The 20726-nt window shown below is 59.3% G+C and carries 17 protein-coding genes and 3 pseudogenes; 6 read left to right on the forward strand and 14 right to left on the reverse strand.

Going from position 1 to position 20726, the window contains the following annotated elements; all coding sequences use genetic code 11:
* Positions 1-415: 415 nt before the first annotated feature.
* On the reverse strand, positions 416-1456 hold the full coding sequence (locus AC3D25_RS00610) for an alpha/beta fold hydrolase (RefSeq protein ID WP_488886593.1): 1041 nt from the start codon (positions 1454-1456) through the stop codon (positions 416-418).
* Positions 1457-1609: 153 nt separating this feature from the next.
* Between AC3D25_RS00610 and AC3D25_RS00615 the strand changes: the two genes are divergently transcribed.
* The 3 genes and pseudogenes from AC3D25_RS00615 (at position 1610) to AC3D25_RS00625 (ending at position 4477) form a co-directional block, all read left to right on the forward strand.
* Entirely contained in the window at positions 1610-2599 is a 990-nt protein-coding gene (locus AC3D25_RS00615) for an AraC family transcriptional regulator (protein WP_488886980.1), read from the forward strand.
* A 364-nt stretch (positions 2600-2963) separates the two neighbouring features.
* A pseudogene (locus tag AC3D25_RS00620) lies at positions 2964-3886 on the forward strand (TauD/TfdA dioxygenase family protein).
* Positions 3887-3997: 111 nt separating this feature from the next.
* The gene (locus tag AC3D25_RS00625; protein WP_488886594.1) at positions 3998-4477 is read left to right on the forward strand and encodes a 2,4'-dihydroxyacetophenone dioxygenase family protein; all 480 of its coding nucleotides are present in this window, start codon (positions 3998-4000) and stop codon (positions 4475-4477) included.
* A 243-nt stretch (positions 4478-4720) separates the two neighbouring features.
* Here AC3D25_RS00625 and AC3D25_RS00630 read toward each other — a convergent pair whose 3' ends face one another.
* From AC3D25_RS00630 to ku, 5 genes are all read right to left on the reverse strand, one after another.
* Entirely contained in the window at positions 4721-6217 is a 1497-nt protein-coding gene (locus AC3D25_RS00630) for an ATP-binding domain-containing protein (protein WP_488886595.1), read from the reverse strand.
* A gap of 76 nt (positions 6218-6293) precedes the next feature.
* The gene (locus AC3D25_RS00635; RefSeq protein WP_488886596.1) at positions 6294-6773 is read right to left on the reverse strand and encodes a hypothetical protein; all 480 of its coding nucleotides are present in this window, start codon (positions 6771-6773) and stop codon (positions 6294-6296) included.
* A 39-nt stretch (positions 6774-6812) separates the two neighbouring features.
* Positions 6813-7070, reverse strand: coding sequence for a hypothetical protein (locus tag AC3D25_RS00640; RefSeq protein ID WP_488886597.1), 258 nt, complete (start codon positions 7068-7070; stop codon positions 6813-6815).
* 56 nt (positions 7071-7126) lie between these two features.
* Positions 7127-7963, reverse strand: coding sequence for a tetratricopeptide repeat protein (locus tag AC3D25_RS00645; protein WP_488886598.1), 837 nt, complete (start codon positions 7961-7963; stop codon positions 7127-7129).
* Between the two features lie 2 nt (positions 7964-7965).
* Positions 7966-8904: a non-homologous end joining protein Ku gene (gene ku / locus AC3D25_RS00650; protein WP_488886599.1), complete on the reverse strand. Its 939-nt coding sequence runs from the start codon at positions 8902-8904 to the stop codon at positions 7966-7968.
* Positions 8905-9174: 270 nt separating this feature from the next.
* On the opposite strand from ku, the gene AC3D25_RS00655 reads away from it, so the two are divergent.
* Both AC3D25_RS00655 and AC3D25_RS00660 read left to right on the forward strand, forming a co-directional pair.
* Positions 9175-9423: an AbrB/MazE/SpoVT family DNA-binding domain-containing protein gene (locus AC3D25_RS00655; RefSeq protein WP_488886600.1), complete on the forward strand. Its 249-nt coding sequence runs from the start codon at positions 9175-9177 to the stop codon at positions 9421-9423.
* Positions 9417-9737 carry a type II toxin-antitoxin system PemK/MazF family toxin gene (locus AC3D25_RS00660; RefSeq protein WP_488886601.1) on the forward strand — a complete coding sequence of 107 codons (321 nt, stop codon included), beginning with the start codon at positions 9417-9419 and terminating at the stop codon, positions 9735-9737. The genes AC3D25_RS00655 and AC3D25_RS00660 overlap by 7 nt, the downstream gene beginning before the upstream one ends.
* Positions 9738-10092: 355 nt before the next feature.
* Here AC3D25_RS00660 and AC3D25_RS00665 read toward each other — a convergent pair.
* From AC3D25_RS00665 to imuA, 4 genes and pseudogenes are all read right to left on the reverse strand, one after another.
* Positions 10093-10203, reverse strand: a pseudogene (locus AC3D25_RS00665) (YqaE/Pmp3 family membrane protein); the annotation flags it as partial.
* Positions 10204-10430: 227 nt separating this feature from the next.
* Positions 10431-13570 (reverse strand): annotated as a pseudogene (locus AC3D25_RS00670) (error-prone DNA polymerase).
* A gap of 3 nt (positions 13571-13573) precedes the next feature.
* Complete coding sequence (locus tag AC3D25_RS00675; RefSeq protein WP_488886602.1) at positions 13574-15040, reverse strand: Y-family DNA polymerase; 1467 nt, start codon at positions 15038-15040, stop codon at positions 13574-13576.
* The gene (gene imuA, locus AC3D25_RS00680) at positions 14970-15671 is read right to left on the reverse strand and encodes a translesion DNA synthesis-associated protein ImuA (RefSeq protein WP_488886603.1); all 702 of its coding nucleotides are present in this window, start codon (positions 15669-15671) and stop codon (positions 14970-14972) included. Before imuA ends, AC3D25_RS00675 begins: the two co-directional genes overlap by 71 nt.
* 275 nt (positions 15672-15946) lie before the next feature.
* Here imuA and AC3D25_RS00685 point away from each other — a divergent pair, with 275 nt between their 5' ends.
* Positions 15947-16330 (forward strand): Fis family transcriptional regulator, encoded by a 384-nt coding sequence (locus AC3D25_RS00685; RefSeq protein WP_488886604.1) that lies wholly within the window; start codon positions 15947-15949, stop codon positions 16328-16330.
* A gap of 1 nt (position 16331) precedes the next feature.
* On the opposite strand, the gene AC3D25_RS00690 is transcribed toward AC3D25_RS00685, so the two are convergent.
* The 4 genes from AC3D25_RS00690 to AC3D25_RS00705 form a co-directional block, all read right to left on the reverse strand.
* Positions 16332-16721, reverse strand: coding sequence for a hypothetical protein (locus tag AC3D25_RS00690; protein WP_488886605.1), 390 nt, complete (start codon positions 16719-16721; stop codon positions 16332-16334).
* Positions 16722-17045: 324 nt separating this feature from the next.
* Entirely contained in the window at positions 17046-18236 is a 1191-nt protein-coding gene (locus AC3D25_RS00695) for an integrase catalytic domain-containing protein (RefSeq protein ID WP_488886606.1), read from the reverse strand.
* Between the two features lie 621 nt (positions 18237-18857).
* Positions 18858-19316 carry a hypothetical protein gene (locus tag AC3D25_RS00700; protein WP_488886607.1) on the reverse strand — a complete coding sequence of 153 codons (459 nt, stop codon included), beginning with the start codon at positions 19314-19316 and terminating at the stop codon, positions 18858-18860.
* Between the two features lie 321 nt (positions 19317-19637).
* Positions 19638-20537 carry a hypothetical protein gene (locus AC3D25_RS00705; RefSeq protein WP_488886608.1) on the reverse strand — a complete coding sequence of 300 codons (900 nt, stop codon included), beginning with the start codon at positions 20535-20537 and terminating at the stop codon, positions 19638-19640.
* Between the last annotated feature and the right edge of the window lie 189 nt (positions 20538-20726).

Raw genomic sequence — 20726 nt, forward strand, 5'->3', positions numbered from 1 at the left:
GAGGAGCCATGTTCGCCCCGGTCAACGGTTTCGTGTATAGGTTTGAACTCAGCGCTGGGGGGACACTGGTATTGCGATTCGACGGATTTCGGCCCGGTTGGAAACAGGTCTGGTTCAACGTCGAGACCAAGCAGTTCCAATCGCATCTTCCGCCGTATCTTTCCGTCGAATTGCTCCGATCGCGATGATCCGCGACGTCTCTATGGGATCAGCGTTTAACCCACGAGCTTCGGAAATCGGCCACCAAGCGACATTCGCCCTCACCGACGCGTGGACGTTCGGGCATCCGCTTCGCCCAGACAACGGACCCTCGCAATCGTTTTCCTCTTGCCTCCGCAGCGCTTTCGCACGCGTGTGGTCACTCGTGCCGACACTGCCGCTGATTTGCTCTCGGTGCGCTGCCAGCAAACTAACGCTAGCGGTCAAACTCCTCGAGAAATTTGAGGAGCAATTCGTTTACCTGATCAACGCCTTCTTCTGCCGGAGCATGGCCGACGCCGGGTAGCAGCACCTTCTTCTGTAGTCCGGGCAGCCAGTTGTCGAGCCGATCGTAGATACCGCGGACTTCGACCGGTTCGAGGGAAGGGTCGGCAGCGCCGCCAATGAACATGCTCGGCTGGCGGACTACCGCGCCGTCCAGAAACGAGGTGATTTCCCACCCCCGGTCGCGACAGCGGTAGTGGTTCAAGGCTCCGGTAAATCCCGTGCGTGTGTATTCATTGACGTAGTAGTCGATCGCCCGTGCGCTCAACCATGTCGGGAACTCCTTCGGCTCGGTGAAGGCGTTGAGAATGGGTTCGCCGGGTTCGACGAACAGGCGCCAGCGTTCGGCGCCGACGGCGCTGCCGGAGATCGAGTAGAAGACGCTGCGCAATGTTTTGCGCGGATCGCTGGCAAACTCGCGATCCGCCTTGCCGATCTCCTGGAAGTACAGGTGGTGATACACCCTGCCTTTCGCCATTGCCAGCAACCCGACGGTCGGTTTGACCTTCCCACGCGGCGGCACCGCGGTACCGAGCATCACGAGGCCACGGAACAGATCCGGCCGCAACATGGCCGCCGCTTGTGCCACCCATGCACCCAGGTCGTGTCCCATGATCACCGCGGACGTTTCACCCAAGGCCGCCATCAAACCAACCATGTCTCCGACTGACTGGCATATGTCGTAGGCTTCGATGGCATCTGGCCGGTCGGTTTGCCCAAATCCCCGCTGATCGGGGACGACGACCCGAAATCCGGCCGTGGCCAACGCGCCGATCTGGCGGCGCCACATGTACCACAGGTATGGAAATCCGTGCAGCAGAATGACGAGGGGGCCCTCACCCTCGTCGACGTAATGCATGCGAATGCCATTGACTTCGGCAAAGCAGTGCTTGAATGCGGCGGGGTCGTCGGCATCCACGTGCGCCAGTGCGGCGCGAGGCTGACCGATTTGCGTTGCAGCGCTTGTTTCCATCTTCTGTCTCCGTCCGTTGAAGTTCCGGTCTCCAAAAATAGCCTGACCGGCTGATCTGCATTAAGCTTGCCAGGACATACTCTTGTGAAATTGGGACAGGTGACGAAGGTGTATACCCTAACGAGAAGTGCCACTCTCACTGACTACGACCACGTGGCCCGCTCAGTCGGCCTGGATCCGTTTCGTATGCTGCGGATGGCGAAGCTGCCGGCCAAGGTCCTCGACGATGCGAATCTGATGATCAGTGCCGATTCGGTAGGGTGGCTGCTGGAGGAGTCGGCCCGTCTGTCCGGGCAGGAGGCCTTCGGGCTGTTGCTCGCGGAAACCAGAAGTCTGGCCAATCTGGGCATGCTGGCGCTGGTGCTTCGGGAAGAACCAACGCTGCGCGCCGCAATGCAGTCGTGCGTCCGCTACATGCGGCTGCACAACGCCGGCGTGCATTTGCGGCTTGATGATGCCGGCGATGTCGTGCTGCTGCATATGGGCGCGAACATGCAGCCCCCTGGCATATGGCGCCAGACAATCGAACAGTCAGCCGCCATCGGATTCCGGATGTTCAGGGCGCTGAGTGGCAATACCTTTCGGCCAACAAAGATCTGTTTCGCCCACGCGCGGCCCGCCAGTCTTGAAGTGCACCACCGCGTGCTGGGTACAGCAATCGAGTTTTCACAGGAATGCAATGCTTTCGTTTGCCGCGGCCGCGACTTGGACATGCCCATCCCGGCAGCAGACCCGACGCTGAATCGCGAGGTGAAGCGATGGCTGGACGTGCAACTGGCCAACGTCCGCGACGAGCCGGCGCAGCAGGCGCGCCAGATTGCCAGGATGCTGCTGCCAAGCGGACTTTGTTCGGTCGAGCAGGTCGCCCAGCATCTCGGCATGCATCGACGCACGCTTAACCGGCGCTTGGCGGCCGAGGGCGAGAGCGTCACGACGATCATCAATGCTGTACGTGCTGAACTCGCCGAGGAGTATCTGGCGAACAGCAAACGCAGGTTGTATGAAGTCGCCGAACTCCTCGGCTTTTCCACTGCCGGTGACTTCTCGCGCTGGTTCCGCGGCCAGTTTGGCAAGACACCGTCGGATTGGGCCACCCAATACCGCGAGAGCCGCGCGTCAGGCAGCCCCAACGCGCATAAGTAGAAGGCTGGGTTCCTCTTGGAACACCAGCCGCATCCTCCTACACGTTCGTGACGTTACACGTCCCGCCCCTCTCCGGCGATGGCCGGCATTGCCGTCCTCACACTGTGCGGGAACGTGCCGCCGTCCGCTTTCCCGCGACGGCTCATTGCCCCTGTCCCAACAAGCTAATAAATTGTCCGGCAATGCTAACTGCGTCGCCGCAGCAATGCTTACCATTAGGTCCACGGTTCAATGAAACGGTGCTCCCGCCCGCTGACAGGCCAGCTACAAATGCCGACGCACGTAGTGCTCGCCGCCGCGCAAACACCGACTGGAGACTTCAATGACATCAAGCGCCGCAACCCAGGACATTACCTCGCAAGCCATGCCGGTTGCACCGGCCATTATTCGACCGTCGGTGCGTCAGCATTCGGTCAAGGTGGAGATTTGCACGCCCGCCATCGGCGCCGAACTCAGCAACGTCAACCTAGCTGATGCCGCCCTGGACCCCGACGCGATCGCCGAAATCCGGGCGCTGTGGCTGAAGCACAAGGTCCTGTTCTTTCGCGATCAGAACATCACGCCGATCGAGCAACAGAACTTTGCCGCGCAGTTCGCCGAGCTTGAAGCCCATCCCCTTGCGCCGAGCCATCCGGAGGCGGACAAGCTGCTGATGCTTTACCGCAATCTCGATCCTGGCAAACCGAAGAGCTACGTCGAAAAGGCCAGCCGCGAAAACCTGTCGCATGCGGATGTCACCTACAAGAAGGCGCCGCCCCGAGCGGAGCGGTGTTGCGCTGTGAATTGGGTCCCGAATCCGGCGGCGACACAATGTGGTCCAACATGGTGATGGCCTACGAAAAGCTGCCCGACACTATCAAACAGCGGATCGACGGCCTGTACGCAAAGCACAGCGCCGAGCACACCTTTGGCGCTCAGTTGCCGATCAAAGAACGTCACGCGATGGCCGCGAAAAACCCCGGCGCCGAGCATCCAGTGGTCCTCACCCATCCCGAGACAGGCGAAAAGGCGTTGTTCGTCAACTCGGCGTTCACGACCCATTTTTCGAATTTCTTCAACTTCGAGGACATCCGATACGGCCAGGACTTCATGCCGGAGGCCCATCATCTGATGAACTATCTGACCTCTCAGGCCGCGATTCCGGAATACCAGGTACGCCTGAAGTGGAGAACCAACACGGTTGCCATGTGGGACAACCTGCGGGTCCAACACTACGCAGTGGCGGACTACGGCAATGCGCCAAGAAAGATGCTGCGCGCCACTCTCGCGGGCATCTCGCTGGTCTAACCGAACGGTTTGCTCCGACAAATCGAGGGCTGCCCGCCTGTCTCTGATGGGCGGGCAGCCCTGACATGTTCCAATTTTCGACCACATCCATAAACACCAATGGAGACGGATATGTTTTACGAACACGTCGACACCGCAGTCATCGATGGCGAATCGCTGCCTTGGGTACCGTTCACGCCCTATGCAGAAAATGTCCTGCTGAAGTATTTCAAGCTTGACCCGATCCGGGGCGAATGGATCGTGCTGATGAAGTCACCCATCGACATGCAACTGCCCAAGCACCACCACACCGGTACGGTCTTGGTCTACACGATCGAAGGCCAGTGGAAATACAAGGAGCACGACTGGATCGCCGGACCCGGCAGCGTCGTGTACGAGACCGCCGCGTCGACCCACACGCCCGAAGTCGTCAGCACGGGAAGCGGAGAGGGATATGTAATCACGCTGGTTCAGGTGACCGGCGATCTCCTTTTCCTCGACGGGAACGACAACATCGTCGCGCTCGAAAACTGGAAGTCCGGTCTGCAGCGCTATCTTGCCTATTGCGAGCAGCATGACATCAAGCCGAAAGACCTCACGGCATTCCACTGATCCGGATTTCATCCGCGAGTGCAGGGCGTAACCTGCGACCGGCTTGCTACGCGCGGCGCAAGACGCCTAGGCAGCAGAGATCGTACCGGCTCGAGGTTGTAGTGGCCGGCGCCCCTGTGAGACCCGCGGGCGCGATAAAGAACAGCGCGCTAGACGCCGGTTTTTGCGACGACCGGAGTACTCTGTAGGCCGCCATTCGCTGAAGGAGGCCACGAGCGGCCGGAAGGGGTCGCTTTCTGCCGCTCACGTTGCTTGTGCGCTTGGTCCGAGCCGCGCTTTTGATGAGCCGATGAGTCGAAGTAGTTCGTCGCGCATCTCCGAGATATCGAGGACGTGCTGCGCCCGCGTGACCGCAACGTAGAGCAGTCTCATTTCGTCGTCGTCCAGCGTGAGGCGTCCTTCGTCGAACTTGAAGCGGAAGTCGTTCGTCACTTTCACCCGCTTCCACTGCAAGCCCTTTGCACGATGTACGGTTGAGATGACATAGTCCGCATGTTGAGGAGGCGCCACGCGGCGCGCTAAATTGCGAAGGTAATCCGTCCCGCACTCCTCCACGATCCGCACGATAGGAAGCAAATCAGCACCGACTGCGCTCCGGGCAAACGCCTGCGCGTCTTCCCAGTTCTCAAATAACGAAAATGCGGTCGGGCGAAAAGCGCGCTTTCCCGCGAGCAATAGGTCAGCGCCGCCCGCGAACGCTTCGATCTCAGACGGGCTCATGCGAATCGCCGGCTTGTGCCCGCTTTCGAGACCAGCAGCGAGGTGCCAAATTGCCGTGACGTTCTTGCGGCGTAGCACCGCGTCAACCGGCGGCTGGACACTGGGATCCTCGACCATGATCGAGCCTATCGAGGTTTGGCCTCGAATTGGGGTGCGCTCGTGCAGCAGGCTGAGAAGGCGACTCGCGAGCGCGGCGAAGGTGTGACCGAAGCGAAACGATTCGGTCAGTCCGAGTTCGGGAGCCTGTATCGTGGACATCGCATTGACCGCGCCGCGCCATTCATATATTTGCTGATACGGGTCGCCGACGTAGATGATCTGCGCGTGACGTTGTCGGCCCAGCACCGATAACATCACGCCGTCGCTGTCCTGTGCTTCATCGAAAAGGATAAAGTCCGCGTTGATTTTTGGATTCGACTGAGCCCAGACTTTCAGGTAGACGTCGGGAGCGATCGCGCTCTGGCCGCGCGGATGAATGCTCTCGCGCCAAAGACGCTGGATCGACGGCAGCAACGTCGTGCGCAACCAGACTACCGCTTCGGGATGTACCTTTTCGTCGACGGGGATGTGAAACGCTTCTGGCATTGCGTCGGCCGAGCGGCAGTATCTCCCAAGCCCATCGATAACCATGCGGCCGAGTTCGAACAGCGTGATTTCTACTGTCTTCCCGGTGATCGTCGGCACGTCGACCGGCCAGAGTCCGTAGCGGCTTGCGAGTTCGTGCGGTGGTTCCTGCGGGAGATTTACGCGAGACGATAGCGCGGCCGGAACCGACGCATATGCCAACGAATGCACGGTGCGTGCAGTGACATTCGAAGGGAAACCGCGTCGCGCGTGGTCAGCGATCTCCTTGTTGAAGGCCAAAAAGGAGCCGCGCTTGTTGGATAACTGCTCGGCGATGAGTCGAAGGGTGGAAGTCTTTCCCGCCCCGGCGTATGCCTTGATCTTCAAATCGCCCCCGGCCGAGACAGCATCGAGGACCGCGAGCTGCTCTGAGGTCGGGATAAAAACGTGAGACATGGCGCCGATGTCGGTTTGCGAATGCGACAGTGTGCCGTAAAAAAACGAGTCTCCCCATACGCTGCCGGCGGAAGGCTTACTTGTTGTTGGTACCCGACTTCGATGTTTCGCCTCTTCGCGGGCCTCGTCGAACCGGTGCGCTTCGACCTTCCATGACCGGGTGGGCGCTCCAATGGACAACATCTGCGGATGCGGAGCGGGTCTCGGGAGAACAGCTAACAGCGGCGGCGACCGCCTCAACCGTGCTCATTTGTCGAGCAATATCGTCAGGAAGGTCACCCACAGCCACGAGAACGCCCTTGCCGGTGAACCGGCGCGACCGGGTTCGGCCGTGGCAAGTAAATCGGTATGTGAATGACGTCTCTGACGTTGCCTCGTCGAGCGTAGCTTCGTCGGCGACGATCATTTCAACAGATGAATCGGGATCGAATGATCCCGTCCAAAGCGCAGTGACGTCAAGTCTGTCGGTTCCGAGGAGCGACGGAGCCTTGTCGAAGCCGTCTTTCACGGGTTCGACGACGCTGCGTCCTGGGTCGATTAGATAAGAAACGAACATGATCGCCTCGCCGCGCTGTCAATTCGGGCAGCCCGTCAGTCACGCTTCCGAGTCGGGCTTGCTGCGTGGATGATCTGCGCCGGCATCAGGCTCGACGTCCGGGTCCTTGTGGTCGTGCTCCGGTTCGTAGGGCCCGCGCTCGGGGTGATCCTTTCCCTTTGGGACGAGCGTCGCGTCCATGCTGCCATGTTCCTTCTGCTCGATTGTGCCGTCGGGCTTTTCCACGACGTCGCCGGCTCCCAGTGCTTCCCGGCGTTTGTCGGCTCGCTCGACCGGATCGGATGGTTCGGGTTTCATGGCGCACTCCATTTGGTTGACGCCGTTCTGACCAGCAACCGTGATGCCACCGTGCATTAATCGCGTTGCAGCTTTCGATAGTGATTCAAATGACGAATTGCTTTTGTGGCTTCGCCCAACTCTTCGTGGATCCGCGCGGCGTTGAAATGGGCGTCGGCGAAGTCATCGGACAGCGCAATGCATGCCTGGTAGGCGTCGAGAGCTTCGCGTAGGCTGCCCGCGTCTTCCAAGGCTACGCCGAGATTGAAGTGTAGAACCGGGTCATCCTGACGGTATTCGAGTGCCGATCCATAGACGTCGATCGCTTCGTCGTACCGTTGCGCGTCCATCAGAATGCACCCGAGATTCAATGAGGCGTCCGTGTAATCCGGTGCCTGAGCGAGTGCTGCACGGTATGCGCTTTCGGCGGCCGCCGGATCGTCCTCTTCCAAGCGCTGGCCTTCGGCGAAGAAATCAACGGCCGCATTCTGCGCCCGCCGTGTGCGGGCAGGAGACGGGTCGTCCAACGAAGCGACCGATCCGCAATCTGGCCTGGGCTCGAAGTCGATCAGCAATTGGCCGGATTCAGCGTCCCACTGGCGGCTGTGCTGATCGCGCACCGCAATGTTGTTGCCGATCGCCGAGATCCGGAGACTCGTGAGCGCACCGTCTTTTGTCCAGCTCCGGCGCAGATGGGTCAGGGCGCGCACAATCTTGTGCGGTGAGACGCCGGCCGCCCGCAGCGAGTTGGCCGTGCGCAGCATCACGACGTCCTGAAAATTGAAGCGGCGCTCGCGCCTGTCGCCTTGTTGGGGCGAGACGAATCCCGCCGTGATCAGCCGCTCCACGACGCTTCGGGACACGCCGAGCATTCGCTGAACGTCGCGCAGACTATAGCCATCACCCTTACGCATCGTCACTTCTTCGTTGCGGTACGGCGGTTTGGAGTCGGCACTGCTTCCGGCGCGGCCGCGGCTTTGCGCACGCCTTTACGAGTCTTGGCGGCAGGCGCGACGACCTCCGGCTCTTTCGGCTTTGCAGCGGCCGCACGGGCGGGCTTTTCTTTGACGGCGGCCAGCGGGCGTTTTTGAAGGCTCGCTCGGAGCGCTTCGACCAAATCAATGACGGCGCCACCGGTCTGCTGCACTTCCGGTGCGGCGACAATCTTCTTTCCTGCAATCTTCTGGTCGATCGCGGCGAGGATCCGTTCCTTTTCCTCGTCGGAAAAGGCAGACGGGTCGTATCCGTCGACGCGGTATTGATTGATTAATTGCTGCGCGAGTTGGAGTTCGGTTTCCTGGATCTCGGGATGCTCGATATCGAGTGCGGTCTGTGAGCGAACCTCATCCGCATAAAGAAGCTGCTGCATGATGATGCCGTCCTGCCCAGCGCGGATCTGGACGATGTGCTGCTTTCCGCGCGACGTCCATCGGGCGAGCGCACATGTGCCGCTTTCACGCATCGCTTGGTAAAGAAGCTGATACGGTTTTCCTCCGCGCTTATCCGGCGCGAGATAGTAAGCCTTGTCCAGATAGATCGGGTCGATCGCCTCGTTGGGCATAAAGGAAACGATGTCAACGGTGTGGCTCGCGCTTGCTTCCAGCGCTTCAAGCTCCGACGGTTCGAAAATCACGTACTTGTCTTTCTCGAACTCGTAGCCCTTCACCATATCGGCGCGCTCGACCACCTTGCCGTCGGCGGGGCAGACGTATTGCTGTTTGAGCCTCGTTCCACAGCCCTTGTGCATCAGGTTAAAGCCCACGCCCGACTTACTTTCAGTCGCCGTAAAAAGCTTAATGGGGACAGAAACGAGGCCGAAACTCAGTGTGAGCGAGGCGAGCGAGCGGGGAGCCATGAAGTCTCCTGCGTAGGTTGGCCGCTACTGAGACTTCGCGGCGTGGATCGGGCGGATCGAGGATCTTGCTAGCAAAAACCTCACCACGACCTCGCATCATGACAGGCGAACAATGGTCGGACTCAGATGACGGTGGATATTAGACGACGAAGAAGTCGAGATTGAATCGACATCAGCCGACACCGTGTCAGAGACGCAAGCGCAGCATTGTAATAACATTGTGTTGACGGCCCCGCCTGCGCGGCATAACATTGTTATTACGGTGCTACTATGAAAACGACGATTCGTAGAATGGGTAATTCGCAAGGCGTGCTTATCCCAAAGCCTTTTCTTGCGCAATTGGGATTGGAGAATGAAGTCGAGATGGAAGTCGAAGACGACGCGATTGTGCTTCGGCGCCCCCGGCAAAAAGCCCGTGAGGGATGGGCCGAAGCAAGCAAATCTCTCGCAGAGAGTGGCGACGATAAGCTGTTGATTGGTGACTTTGGCAACGCCGATGACGCGGAGCTTGCATGGTAGCGCGTGGCGAGGTTTGGTTGGTCGCACTCGATCCGACGATGGGCAGCGAGATTCAAAAGACGAGGCCGTGTGTTGTGATTTCCCCGCCGGAAATGCACGACCATCTGCGAACAGTCATCGTCGCGCCGATGACATCCAAGGGCCGCTCAGCGCCCTATCGCATACCGGTGACGTTCAAACGAAAAGAAGGCCTGATTCTGCTCGACCAGATTCGCGCGGTAGACAAGGCAAGAATGGTAAAGAAAGAAGGCATTGTCGCCGATAAGACAATGTTGGATACCCTGCACACCTTGCAGGAAGTTTTCGCCGAATAGGAAGCGGAGAATCATAAAAAGCGGACGGGGCGAATCTTGTTCAGGCCCCATCGCGCGTCACTGACGAGCTGCTTTCTCATTGCATTGAGCGCGCCGGTAGCCCTCCTTGGGCGGCCTTCCCAGTCAGGCTGCCCATGGCCTCGGGATAGTTGATGTCGTCAATGCAGGCCTGTATTAGATCGCCGAGTTCCCAGACGAGCGCGCCCAATGTTAGGCCGACGACTTCCCATTGCTTCTCTACGGGCGCGAGTTTTCCGTCGAGCCAGAAGTTGACGTTTGCGCTGGCAAACTTGCCGTCGTCTGAAACCGAGAATTCGACGGCCTCAGGACCCTCGGCGCGACCCTCCACCACTTCAATCCACCCAATGATCGTGATCTGCAGAAGAAGGCAAATGATCCCGGCGATGGGGCGGCCGATCGTGAAGAATTGAATCCAAGGAAGGAAAATTGCGAGAAAGAGGCGCATTTAAGTCCTGTACGTGAAAGGTTATTAAGCTCTTGGTTTATCGGCAGTAAGGCGCAGCGTCTGAAATCCTAAACTCGTTCGATGTGAGTGGAGTCTGGAAAGACAACCATAAACAGGTGTCTTTCTTCGAAGTTACCCGGTGTCCTGGAATGTCAAGACGAGGCTAATCTCAAATCGTTGCGCACGATAAGCAAAAGAGCAGTCTTGAAAGCGGCGCGTCTCAGAGGTCAGTGAAAATCCCGACTCGCGCTGGTCAGCCGACCGAGTAGCGGCGTCATATCGACCAGTCGATTTGCGACGAGGTGTCGGACTTCTCCCTCGCGTTGCCAAACGCCGTAGACGGTCAAAAGCGATGCACCGAGCGCCTCTTTCCTGAATTTCTCAACGAGCGATGGCCAGACAATGACGTTGACCTGGCCCGTCTCGTCCTCCAGCGTAATGAACAGCACGCCGTTCGCGGTTCCCGGTCGTTGCCTTACTGTCACGATGCCGCAGGCGCGCGCCAGACGCCCGTTGGGATAGGTCGCGAGCCTCGCGGCGTTGTAGATCTTCTTCGCATCGAGCCGTTCGCGCAGCAACGAAAGCGGATGCCTGTTGAGTGTCAGGCCGGTCGAACGATAGTCGCCGACAATTTCTTCCCCTTCACTTGGTGCAGCCAGCATTGGCGTCTCTTCCTCGCGCGAGGTCGCTCGCAACAGGTCTCGGTCCGGCACGGCTGCCACCGCTTGCCAGAGCGCCTGGCGGCGGTTGCCGGCCAATGAGTGGAGCGCATTCGCGTCGGCGAGCACCTGCAGATCGTGTCGATCGAGCTGCGCTCGGTTCGCAAGGTCGTTGACGTCCGCGAACGGCCGCACGGCGCGTGCTGATTCGATGCGCGCGGCTGACTCGTCACGCATTCCGCGAACGAGCGAAAGGCCGAGCCGCACGGGCGCCATCGAGCCGTCGCCTTCGAGCGCCGAATCCCAGTTGCTGATGGTGACGTCAATCGGCAGGACGCGAACCTTGTGGCGCTTTGCGTCCTGGACCAGTTGCGAGGTGAGTAGAAGCCCATCGGCTGGCTGTTCAGCATCGCGCACAGGAACGCGGCCGGTTCATGGCACTTGAGCCAACTGCTTGCATAGACGAGCAGGGCAAAGCTTGCCGAATGGCTTTCCGGAAAGCCGTACTCCGCGAACCCCTTTATCTGCTCAAAAATCCCGTCTGCAAACGCCTTCTCATAGCCGCGTTCGGTCATGCCATTGACGATGCGGTCGTAGTACTGTTGCAGACCACCCTTGCGCTTCCAGGCGGCCATGGCTCTTCGAAGTTGGTCCGCTTCACCCGGTGTGAATCCGGCCGCGAGAATCGCGACTTGCATCACCTGCTCCTGGAAGATGGGTACGCCGAGCGTGCGCCCGAGCGCGACTTTGAGGGCATCGCTGGGATAAGTGACTGTCTCGAAGCCCTGACGACGGCGCAAATATGGATGCACGGCCCCGCCTTGAATCGGACCTGGCCTTACGAGCGCGACCTCGATCACGAGATCATAAAACGTCCTTGGCTGAAGCCGCGGCAGCATGCTCATTTGCGCGCGCGATTCGATCTGGAAGACGCCGACGGTGTCGCACGGCAAATCATCTCGTAGGTGGCCGAATCCTCGGGCGGTATGTCCTGCATCTCAACCCGCTCGCCGCGCTGCTGCGACACGAGATCGAGCGTGCGGCGGATTGCCGACAGCATGCCGAGCGCAAGGACGTCGATCTTCAAAAGACCGAGTGCCTCCAAGTCGTCCTTATCCCACTGGATGACCGTCCGATCGACCATCGACGCGTTCTCGATGGGCACGAGCCGGGAGAGCTTGCCACGCGCGATCACAAAGCCGCCCGTGTGTTGGGAGAGGTGACGCGGGAACCCGAGCAGGTGAGAGGCGAGCGTGGCCCAGTGCTGGATCATCGGTGCTTCAGGATCGAGGCCGGATTCGACGAAGCGATTCAGAAGGTCCGCGCTTGAATCGAACCATTGATGCGCTTTTGCGACCTTGTCGACGATCGCCGGGTCAATGCCCAACGCTTTGCCTGAATCGCGCAACGCGCTCTTCGGGCGATAGGTGGTGACGGCGGCCGCGAGGGCAGCCCGCGTGCGCGTGTACTTGCGATAAATGTACTGGATGACTTCTTCACGGCGCTGATGTTCGAAGTCGACATCAATGTCAGGCGGCTCGGCACGCTCTTTCGAAATGAAACGCTCGAATAGCATGCTGCTTCTTGCGGGATCGACCTCCGTCACGCCCAAGCAATAGCAGACGGCTGAATTCGCCGCAGACCCGCGCCCCTGGCACAAGATTCCTTCGTTGCGAGCGAAGCGCACAAGGTCGTAGACAGTCAGAAAGTACGGCTCGTATTTGAGATCCGCGATCAATGCCAGTTCGTGCTCGATTTGCTTTTGTACTGCGTGCGGGATTCCGGCAGGAAAGCGCCGGTGCGCGCCGATACATTTCCTGGCGAAGATAGTTTGTCGGTGTCACGCCGGGTGGCACCAGTTCGTCGGGATACTCGTATCGAAGTTCATCGAGACGGAACGTGCATCGGTTGGCGACGTTCAGCGTCTCCGAAAGTGCGCGCTCAGGGTAGAGATTCGCGAGTCGCAGCTTCGATCTCAGATGCTGCTCAGCATTCTGCGCGAGTTCAAACCCGCATTCAGCAATCGATCGATTCAAGCGGATCGCCGTGAGCGAGTCCTGTAGCGGTTTTCGGGAGCGCACGTGCAGTGTTACCGCGCCAGTGGCCACGACCGGCACCTGATGCTTATCCGCGACGTACTCAATAATCCCACGATGGATATCGTCCATCGCGCGTGCGTGCAACGTGAGCGCCACCCAGCAACGGTCTTCGAAGGTCGAGGCAAGCCACTCCACCTGAGCATCGAGCCGTGCTTCGTTCGCGGGAAATTCGGGGGACAAAATCACGAGGCAGTCAGGCAGACCACGCAGGTGCGAGTAGGGAGCGTCCGGTCGCGCCAAGTCATTGGGCGTGAGGAGGTATGTGCCTTTCGATGTTCGTGTGCGCGCGAGCGTGATCAATTCGCTCAGGTTGCCATATCCGTCCCGGTTCTGTGCCAATGCAGTGAAGGCAAGGGCAGGGGTGCCGTCCGGATTCGTCACCTCAAAGTGCGCTCCAACGATCAACCGAATATTGGCTTCCTTTGCCGCGACGTGCGCGCGTACGACGCCGGCGAGCGAGCACTCGTCCGTGATTGCGACCGCGAAGTATCCGAGCCGTTCGGCGCGCTCGATCAGATCCTCTGCGTGCGATGCGCCGCGCAGGAACGTGAAGTTGGAAAAGCACTGCAACTCGGCATAGCCGGGCAGGCCGATAGGAACGGACGACATGGTCTATCCGAACAGCCCATGCAGAAACCATCGCGGTTCTTCTTCGTCCCGGCTGCCAACACGTTCTCGGTAAATCCAATAGCAGGTACGGTCGTCCGCCTCGCCGACGAAGTAGTCCCGCGTTACGAGTTCGCCATCCCACCAGCCGCATTCGACGCGTTCGCCCGGCGACACCGTGCGCAGGGGGCTGCCGTAGAACGGGCGGTGCTGGCGCGTCATCAATTGGACGGGCGCCTCCAGTAGCCATGCCGGCCGCGGACGATCGCTCGGCAAGGCGCAGCCCTTGACGTCACTGGTGACGGGCACCCAGTTCGCAATCACTTCCGGCCGGTGGTCGGCAATCGGCGCGGCGCGCAATACGTTCTCGGGGCCGAGCCGGGCGACCAACAGTTCCATCAGCCGGTTGTGGTCTTCGGCATTGCCTCCCGGCTCCGGAAAGAGGGTGTCGGACGGCGGAGCGGCGGCTTCCACCTCGTTGACTTCGAGCCGTAACGCGATGACAGCGGCGACCAGTTCGATCCTGCCAAGGCGCTCTTTGAGCAGCCGGGTCAGGTGTTCTTCGTGCCATGTCGGCTCAGCAAGTGCGATCTCGATCGCAGTCGGCGGCAGCGCCGCGCGACCCCGTTCGTGTTCGAGTTGTACTGTGAAGCGTGTGAGCGCCAGTTGTTTGCTCGCAAGCCATCCGGTGAGCTGCACGATCAGACGGCGGGCGGCGAAAAGGACGGCCTCGGCGTGCTCGACCCGGTCTGGCAATTCGAGCCGCGCTTTGAACGACGGTGGTGTCTGAACCCATTCGAACAACTCTGGAGCCTCCCCAACGGCACGATCGAGGGTATCGAGCAGCGCCGTGCCGCATCGCTTTTTGAGACCCGCGCGCGGTAGGCGACGCAGATCCGCAATGGATTCACATCCCAGCCCGTTGAACCAGTCAGCAAAGCGCCGCGCCTCCGGCACCAAGAGCGCCGGCAGACGTCGTAGTTGCCGTTCAAACGACGCAATCGAAAGCCGCTGGCCGCCGCGATATCGTGCCATCAACCATGCAGCCTGCCCGGTTGGAGCAGTGCTGGTTTGGACGGTGAAGCCAAATGCCGCAAGGGCGTCTCGGATCAGGCGGAGGATTGACCGAATGCCGCCAAACAAACGGAGGCTGGCCGACACGTCGACAAGGACGGTTTGCTCCTCGGCGATCGCGACCTGCGGGCTGAACTGCATCAGAGCGGTGGCCACATCTGACACGGCCTGTTGCTCGCGGAGCTCGTCACGCTCATGGAGCTTCGCGTCGGAGGCCAGCGTCAGAACGCCACCACGCCGCATTCCTGCACGAACGCCCGCGTCGTGCGCGGGCTGGTCGAAGGAAATGACCCGTTCGTGATCGAGCACGACGAGTCCTTCCCCGGTATCAGGAGACCAGTTCGGCCGGAAAACTTCGCGGCTGAGGTGCGGCAGGTACACGCCGATCCAGACTTGCATGACGACTCAACAGGATGGGCGAATGAGAGAGTTGGACAATCAACGGTTCGTCGCGAGCGGGGCCACGGCGTTTAACGAACTCAACCGCGACGCTGTCGCGACCCGGGCGCACCGCCAGACGAAGCGGGGCGGGCGACGTGTCGCTCGCATTCGCCAACGGACGCACCATGAAAAACAGCGTTTCCGAAGTCTGCGCGGCGAGGTGTAGTCGCCGTAGCGACTCCGGCCGCACGTGGGTTTGCCAAAAGATCAGCGCGCCGAAACTACCCGCCCGCAAGATCTGCTCCGCAGACCAGAGCGCGTCGGCCGTCTTCGTCGCTCGAATGACGTTGATTGCCGTCTCCGGCAGTCCCCAATACGCCGCCGCTTCCGGATGAAATCGGTGCGGCGCTTGTAGTAACCCGATCGGGCGACGAGCGACCGCACGTAATGCCGGCAGCAAAAGGCGCATTTCTCCGATCCCAGGCTGGCTAACCATCAGGTCGGTCAGCGCGCTCTTTGGCCAACCGCCGCCCGGCAGTTCGGCCGCGAGATTTTGGAAGCCGCACGGGACGACGTTTGTTCGCGCGGACGCTAGCTGCGTGCCTCGCCAGAGCGACGCGTGGATTGTTTCCGGTGCAGGTGAGGACACGGCATTGCCCCGAGGAACTGTATATATGTACAGTATTCTAGCCCAGATTTTTGAACTCGTCGGAACGTTTCTAGGCAGTCCCGCCGAACATCTCGGCAAATATCGGGGTCGTTGCCCCGGGGCAACGACCCCAACACCGCTGGCATGGCGCAGATAAGCACGACCGTGCGTTTGTGGAAAATGTAAAATTGGGCTTTCTATGAGCCTTGAGAATGCCCACTACGAAGAAGCGACGAGCGCCTCGAAAGGTATCGCACGGTCGCGGGAGTAAGGCGTTGCTATTGCCGATGCCGCGAGCCGACGCTGAGGCAATGGCGTTGCAGTTCCGATTGTCATTTGAAGCGATTCGCAACCAACGCGGCAGCCGAGCCGACGCCATTTGCATGGCGCAATCCGTTCTCTTGACAAGCTTTCTAACGGAGAAGGGGCACGGTCTACTTGACCTTCAGGCCATCCGAAAGGTTGAAGCGGACGTGCTTGCGGAACTGGACCGCAACGGCGCTGGCAACGGGTGGAACTTCCCAGACGAACTTCTTCAACCGCTGCTCGATGTCGTCAACGAACACGACCGGCAGTTGAGAGAAGTGCGTTTCGGGGCAATTGTGGACGCACTTGAGCGGCTCGACCGGTTGATCGGAAAAACGAAGAAGACGAATTAGTTCATCGTTCGAGCGGTCCGAAGAAACTCAGGATCTCGGGCAAGCCAAAGTCGGGATTCCGGCGCTTCGCTTCAATAAGCTCCGCTTTCTGCCGCGCCGACGGCCTTTTCATTTCGATGACATACAGCTCGAAGTGGAGGAATAGGTGCTGCAACGCAGGGTAATTCGCGACCGCGTTGCTCACTTGCCAAGCGTGCCGTGCATGTTTCGATGACGCGTCGAGACCGTAGCATATGCGTATCTTTTCCCACTCAGCTTCGGCCGTCACGCGGTCGGTCGACAGCATCGCGAGCTGAAGTGCATTGCCGGCCGCAATTAATTTTTTCGTGTGCGAATCCATCTCGGGGGTAACGGCTCCTTTCCTGAAAACTTGAATCAGCGCCGTTGCCATGGATCGGGGGGGCGGGCGGCTGGCAGCGCGTATCTCCTCGTCGCGTCATCGTCGCGTGGCCATTCCCACGCTTGCGAAACCCAGTCGGGGAAGGTTTCGCACGTCGCGAATTCGAAATTGCCCGGATTCTCGAAAATGTTCGGGAACGTTTCTTTGAGTATTTGCTGCATGTAGGCAACATGCTCAAGCAGGATCGGAGTCCAACGCTTATACCGTCTGTCCTGGCCCGTCAAAACAGTCTTGGTCGTTAGATCCAAGACGATCCGGTGGCTCACTGTGGCGCGACAGTCTGGATGAGAGGCCGTGTTGCCTCACGGGAAGATGTTACTCCGGCCTAATTGTCGTTTTCCGATTGTTTTGCGATGAAGGCTGGCGCTGCGTAGCGGCGCCAGCCTTCATCGCATCGGAGTCGCCCAGTATCCGGGTCACCAGTTCTCGTGCACGGTTCGATCTCCATACTTTCACGCGGCGCTGCAGGGTGCGTAGCTGAGCACTGGAATACATCGCGGGTGCCAGCGCGACGAGGCGCTCGTGCAGTTTCCTAGCAGTGATGCCGGGTTCGGATTCGAGCCATTGCTGGATCGTCGGCCATGTGTGCTCAAACGGATCTTGCCGGCTGCGCCACGTGTGGGGCACGCTGGCCTTTCTGTGATGGGTTGGTCTTACCTCACCGTCCTGCCACGCTGTTCCGAGGCTGATCAGGAATTCCGCCAGGCCGACACGGTCATGGCTCTCTGTCTCGGCCGGTGGAGTGCCGCATTCACTGCAGTTCGCAACGTGCTGCTGTGCTTCACGCATCCGGCACAACAGTTCCAGCGGATCGAGCGACCTGAATCGAGTTCGCAGTTTGCGTTTGATCGCCTCCGGCACTGAGGCCGATCGCAGGACGCGCTCGAGCGGAGTCAAGGGTGATTCATAGTGCTTCATCACCTTCGCGCCGTGACGTGTCTTGGATTTCAGCTTGAACGACGGTTGGAAGAAGTTGATGTAGAGCCGCGAAACCTGGTAAAGGGAGGCAAGAATTTCCGTAGCCTCCAGACCTTGCAGTCTTCCGTAGCCGACCAGGCGGCGAACGATAGCGCCATTCTTCTGCTCGACCCACGCCTGGTCGTTCTTCTTGTAGGCACGCGACCGCGTAAGCTCGATACCCGTTGCTTTGCAGAAGTCAAACACCGTCTCGTTCATAAAGGCGGTATCGTTGTCGCAATCCAGACCACGCAGAGGAAACGGCAACGCACGGCTGGCCTGCTCGACATGCTCCAGAACAAATGCACCACTGCGAAACGGCATGGCCAGACATTCGGTCCATCCCGTCGCGATATCCGTCATCACAAGCGTGTGCACGAGGTCGCCGTCAACTTTCCCGCCACCGCAATGCTGAACGAAATCGATCTCGAAATAACCGGGCAGCGGATCGTTCCAGTCCGAGAAGGTCCGGATTGGCACGGCGCGGCGAATGGCACTGCCGACTCCACTGGCGCGCCGGTGTTGGCCACCGAAAGCCTGCTCGCGCACGTCGTGCAGCAGCCGGTCAATGGTGGCGGCGCTGATTTGCTTGAGCCGCTGGTGGACGCTCTTCGATAGGACAGGTGGCCATACCGTGTCATCGAGTCGATCAGCGTCGGGATGAGGGCTTTCAGCCGTTTGCCGCAGATCCGGTCAGCGGCCTCCCATAGGGTGATCAGCGCGGCACGCACCTCATCGTCATAGCGTCGCTGGGGGCCGGGTTTCACCTTTGGTGGCCGCAGCTCCCGGCACAGCACACGGATCGCATGCTTGCGATGGTAACCCGTCAACTCAACGAATTCGTCGAGTATGTCGCGTTTCTCTTTCCGGTCAGAACGGCGATACCGCTCGCCGACTGCTTCAGTCAATTCCTGTCGTGTTGTCATGCTGAGCCGCCGTCATAAGTCGCTCCCGCCTGCATTCTGACGGGTAGCAAATTACATGAGGCAACGACTCTCGCCCAGTAACAAAAAACCTCAGTCAATGCGCCTCTCATCTTGATTGACGCGCGGCAGGCTCACATAGGGTTCGCTCGCCCACAGGGACTCCCAACGCCCAACTGCATAACGTGCCGACATTTCGCGCCTTGTTGTTACGGCCGGCTCGACGGCCGCCGTCGAGCCGGAGCGCTTACCGAAGGATTTCGGCGAGCGCCTCATCAACCTCGCGGACGCCTTCGCGATCAACAAAGAATCCGACCGAACCACCGACGACGTCATGAGAGCGGATGTGGATCGCCTTTTTCATCCCCGTACCTGTGAACGATACCGGGTTGCCGCGTTTTTGAAATTCGACGGCGTTGAAGTTGATCGGGTATTGCAGCAGCTTCGGTCCGGTCTGAACGACGAGTGTGATGCGGTCGAGACGGATCCCCATCAACTCTCGCTCTACGATTGGGTCGAGCAGTAGATCCAGGACCGATTCAAGCGGCGAGTGATATGCGTGCGCCAAGTCGTCTTGCAGAAACTGGATGACTGCAAAGACCGCATGCGTCGGCTCTGCGGTGAGCACAACACGGTATCGCGTAACGCGCGGCCCCCGAGTCGATTCCGGATAAATGATGTCTTTGAAGCTGCCTTGGTAGACCATGCCAACCCTCGACGTTGCGCGCAGAATCGATTTTCGACGCACGACCCAGTCTATTGAGCGCGAGAACAAGTCAAGTCAGCGGGGAGGGTAGCCATCGGGGTCGCATTTCGACCCGAATCGGTCCTTCGGAGTGAACGGGTACATGCCCGCTTCGTTCAGAAAAACGGACTTCGCAGCAAAGTTCCTATGATGCTCGTCTATGAAAACAGGCTGACGTTGGCGACATCTATTGCCAAGCAATGAGGCGAGAACCAACGCGCCAGTCATCGTCTCTACAAGTTGAATCAACTTCTTCTGGACGTCTGCCCTTCATTAGTACGCTTAGCCGCCGCCGAGCGACGCCGTCGCTGCCTTTAGCCATCTATTGCGATACGTGGCACCGCATATCGCTAGAATCACCGTGGCAAGGCCCTTAAGCGCCAGCCTCACATATTTTTCGAAAGTGGAGCGCTTTTCCAGTTGCTCCACAACAAATGAGTAGTTCGCCGTAACCTTCACAAGCTGATGATCAAAGTCTACAAGATCGTTTCGACACTTGAGCCAGCGCCCGCTTTTACTCTTCAGCAAGTCTCCGATGGCAGTTATCGTCGAAACGGACAAGTCGACGCGGGTCTTTTCATTGGGACCTTCGAGCAAAGATGCGTCAATCTTCCGTTGCTCCGCTTGAGCACCCTGGAAGCACTGGTTTAGCTTTGGCTCCAGCAACTTAATCTGCGCGAGTGCAGCGATGATTTGCTTGCCTTCCTCGGCCTTCTCCCACTCTGCAGTCCGACTATCCAGCAACCTGAGGCGTCCGAGCTCATCCGCGAGGACCATTCCTGCCGGAAGGTAGTACGAGAGATATTGAACCTCGTGCGCGAGTATCTGGTCGATATCGAATCCGAGATCGCCGATGCTACGGTTCTGCCCATACGACGCCTTCTTGAATTCGGCCAGCGACGCGTCAAACTTGTCCATCGCGTCTCGGGAACGTCCTCCCAAAGCGGCGAGTTCGACTACGAGTGTTGAAGTCTGATCAGCAAACTCCTTGTCTGCGAGCGGAAACATAAATTCGCAGAGCACCAGCGTAAGCAGTGCAGCTACGCTCGCAATATCAATCAGGATCCTGTGTGTCGACGCCTTTTTGGGTGCGCCACTACCTTTGTGTCTCGTTTTCTCCGTGGCAGACAGTACATTGAAGCCTTTGATGCCTCGAAGGCGGTTGTCGTCCGATATATTCATTCGGTGAGATCTCATTTCGTACGGCCATATGTAAATCGTGAGCGAATCGCCTTGCACGCGTTTGAGCAAAAAAGATTGCGCCGGGAAACGCGCGTTGGAAAGTGAGGATCGACAGACCGCACTGCCCGGGTCGTGCCTCACGCAGGGGCTATCGCCCGACCGAAGCACGTTGCTCACGTCAGCTCTTGT

Source organism: Caballeronia sp. SL1002, assembly GCF_057814995.1.

Excerpts from the sequence above, each read along its gene's own strand:
- AC3D25_RS00675 (WP_488886602.1), bottom strand. The coding sequence starts at position 15,040 with ATGCAAGTCTGGATCGGCGTGTACCTGCCGCACCTCAGCCGCGAAGTT.
- AC3D25_RS00630 (WP_488886595.1), bottom strand. The coding sequence starts at position 6,217 with ATGTCTCACGTTTTTATCCCGACCTCAGAGCAGCTCGCGGTCCTCGAT.
- AC3D25_RS00700 (WP_488886607.1), bottom strand. The coding sequence starts at position 19,316 with ATGGTCTACCAAGGCAGCTTCAAAGACATCATTTATCCGGAATCGACT.
- AC3D25_RS00645 (WP_488886598.1), bottom strand. The coding sequence starts at position 7,963 with ATGCGTAAGGGTGATGGCTATAGTCTGCGCGACGTTCAGCGAATGCTC.
- AC3D25_RS00625 (WP_488886594.1), top strand. The coding sequence starts at position 3,998 with ATGTTTTACGAACACGTCGACACCGCAGTCATCGATGGCGAATCGCTG.
- AC3D25_RS00610 (WP_488886593.1), bottom strand. The coding sequence starts at position 1,456 with ATGGAAACAAGCGCTGCAACGCAAATCGGTCAGCCTCGCGCCGCACTG.
- AC3D25_RS00660 (WP_488886601.1), top strand. The coding sequence starts at position 9,417 with ATGGTAGCGCGTGGCGAGGTTTGGTTGGTCGCACTCGATCCGACGATG.
- AC3D25_RS00705 (WP_488886608.1), bottom strand. The coding sequence starts at position 20,537 with ATGAATATATCGGACGACAACCGCCTTCGAGGCATCAAAGGCTTCAAT.
- AC3D25_RS00655 (WP_488886600.1), top strand. The coding sequence starts at position 9,175 with ATGAAAACGACGATTCGTAGAATGGGTAATTCGCAAGGCGTGCTTATC.
- AC3D25_RS00640 (WP_488886597.1), bottom strand. The coding sequence starts at position 7,070 with ATGAAACCCGAACCATCCGATCCGGTCGAGCGAGCCGACAAACGCCGG.
- AC3D25_RS00690 (WP_488886605.1), bottom strand. The coding sequence starts at position 16,721 with ATGGCAACGGCGCTGATTCAAGTTTTCAGGAAAGGAGCCGTTACCCCC.
- AC3D25_RS00635 (WP_488886596.1), bottom strand. The coding sequence starts at position 6,773 with ATGTTCGTTTCTTATCTAATCGACCCAGGACGCAGCGTCGTCGAACCC.
- ku (WP_488886599.1), bottom strand. The coding sequence starts at position 8,904 with ATGGCTCCCCGCTCGCTCGCCTCGCTCACACTGAGTTTCGGCCTCGTT.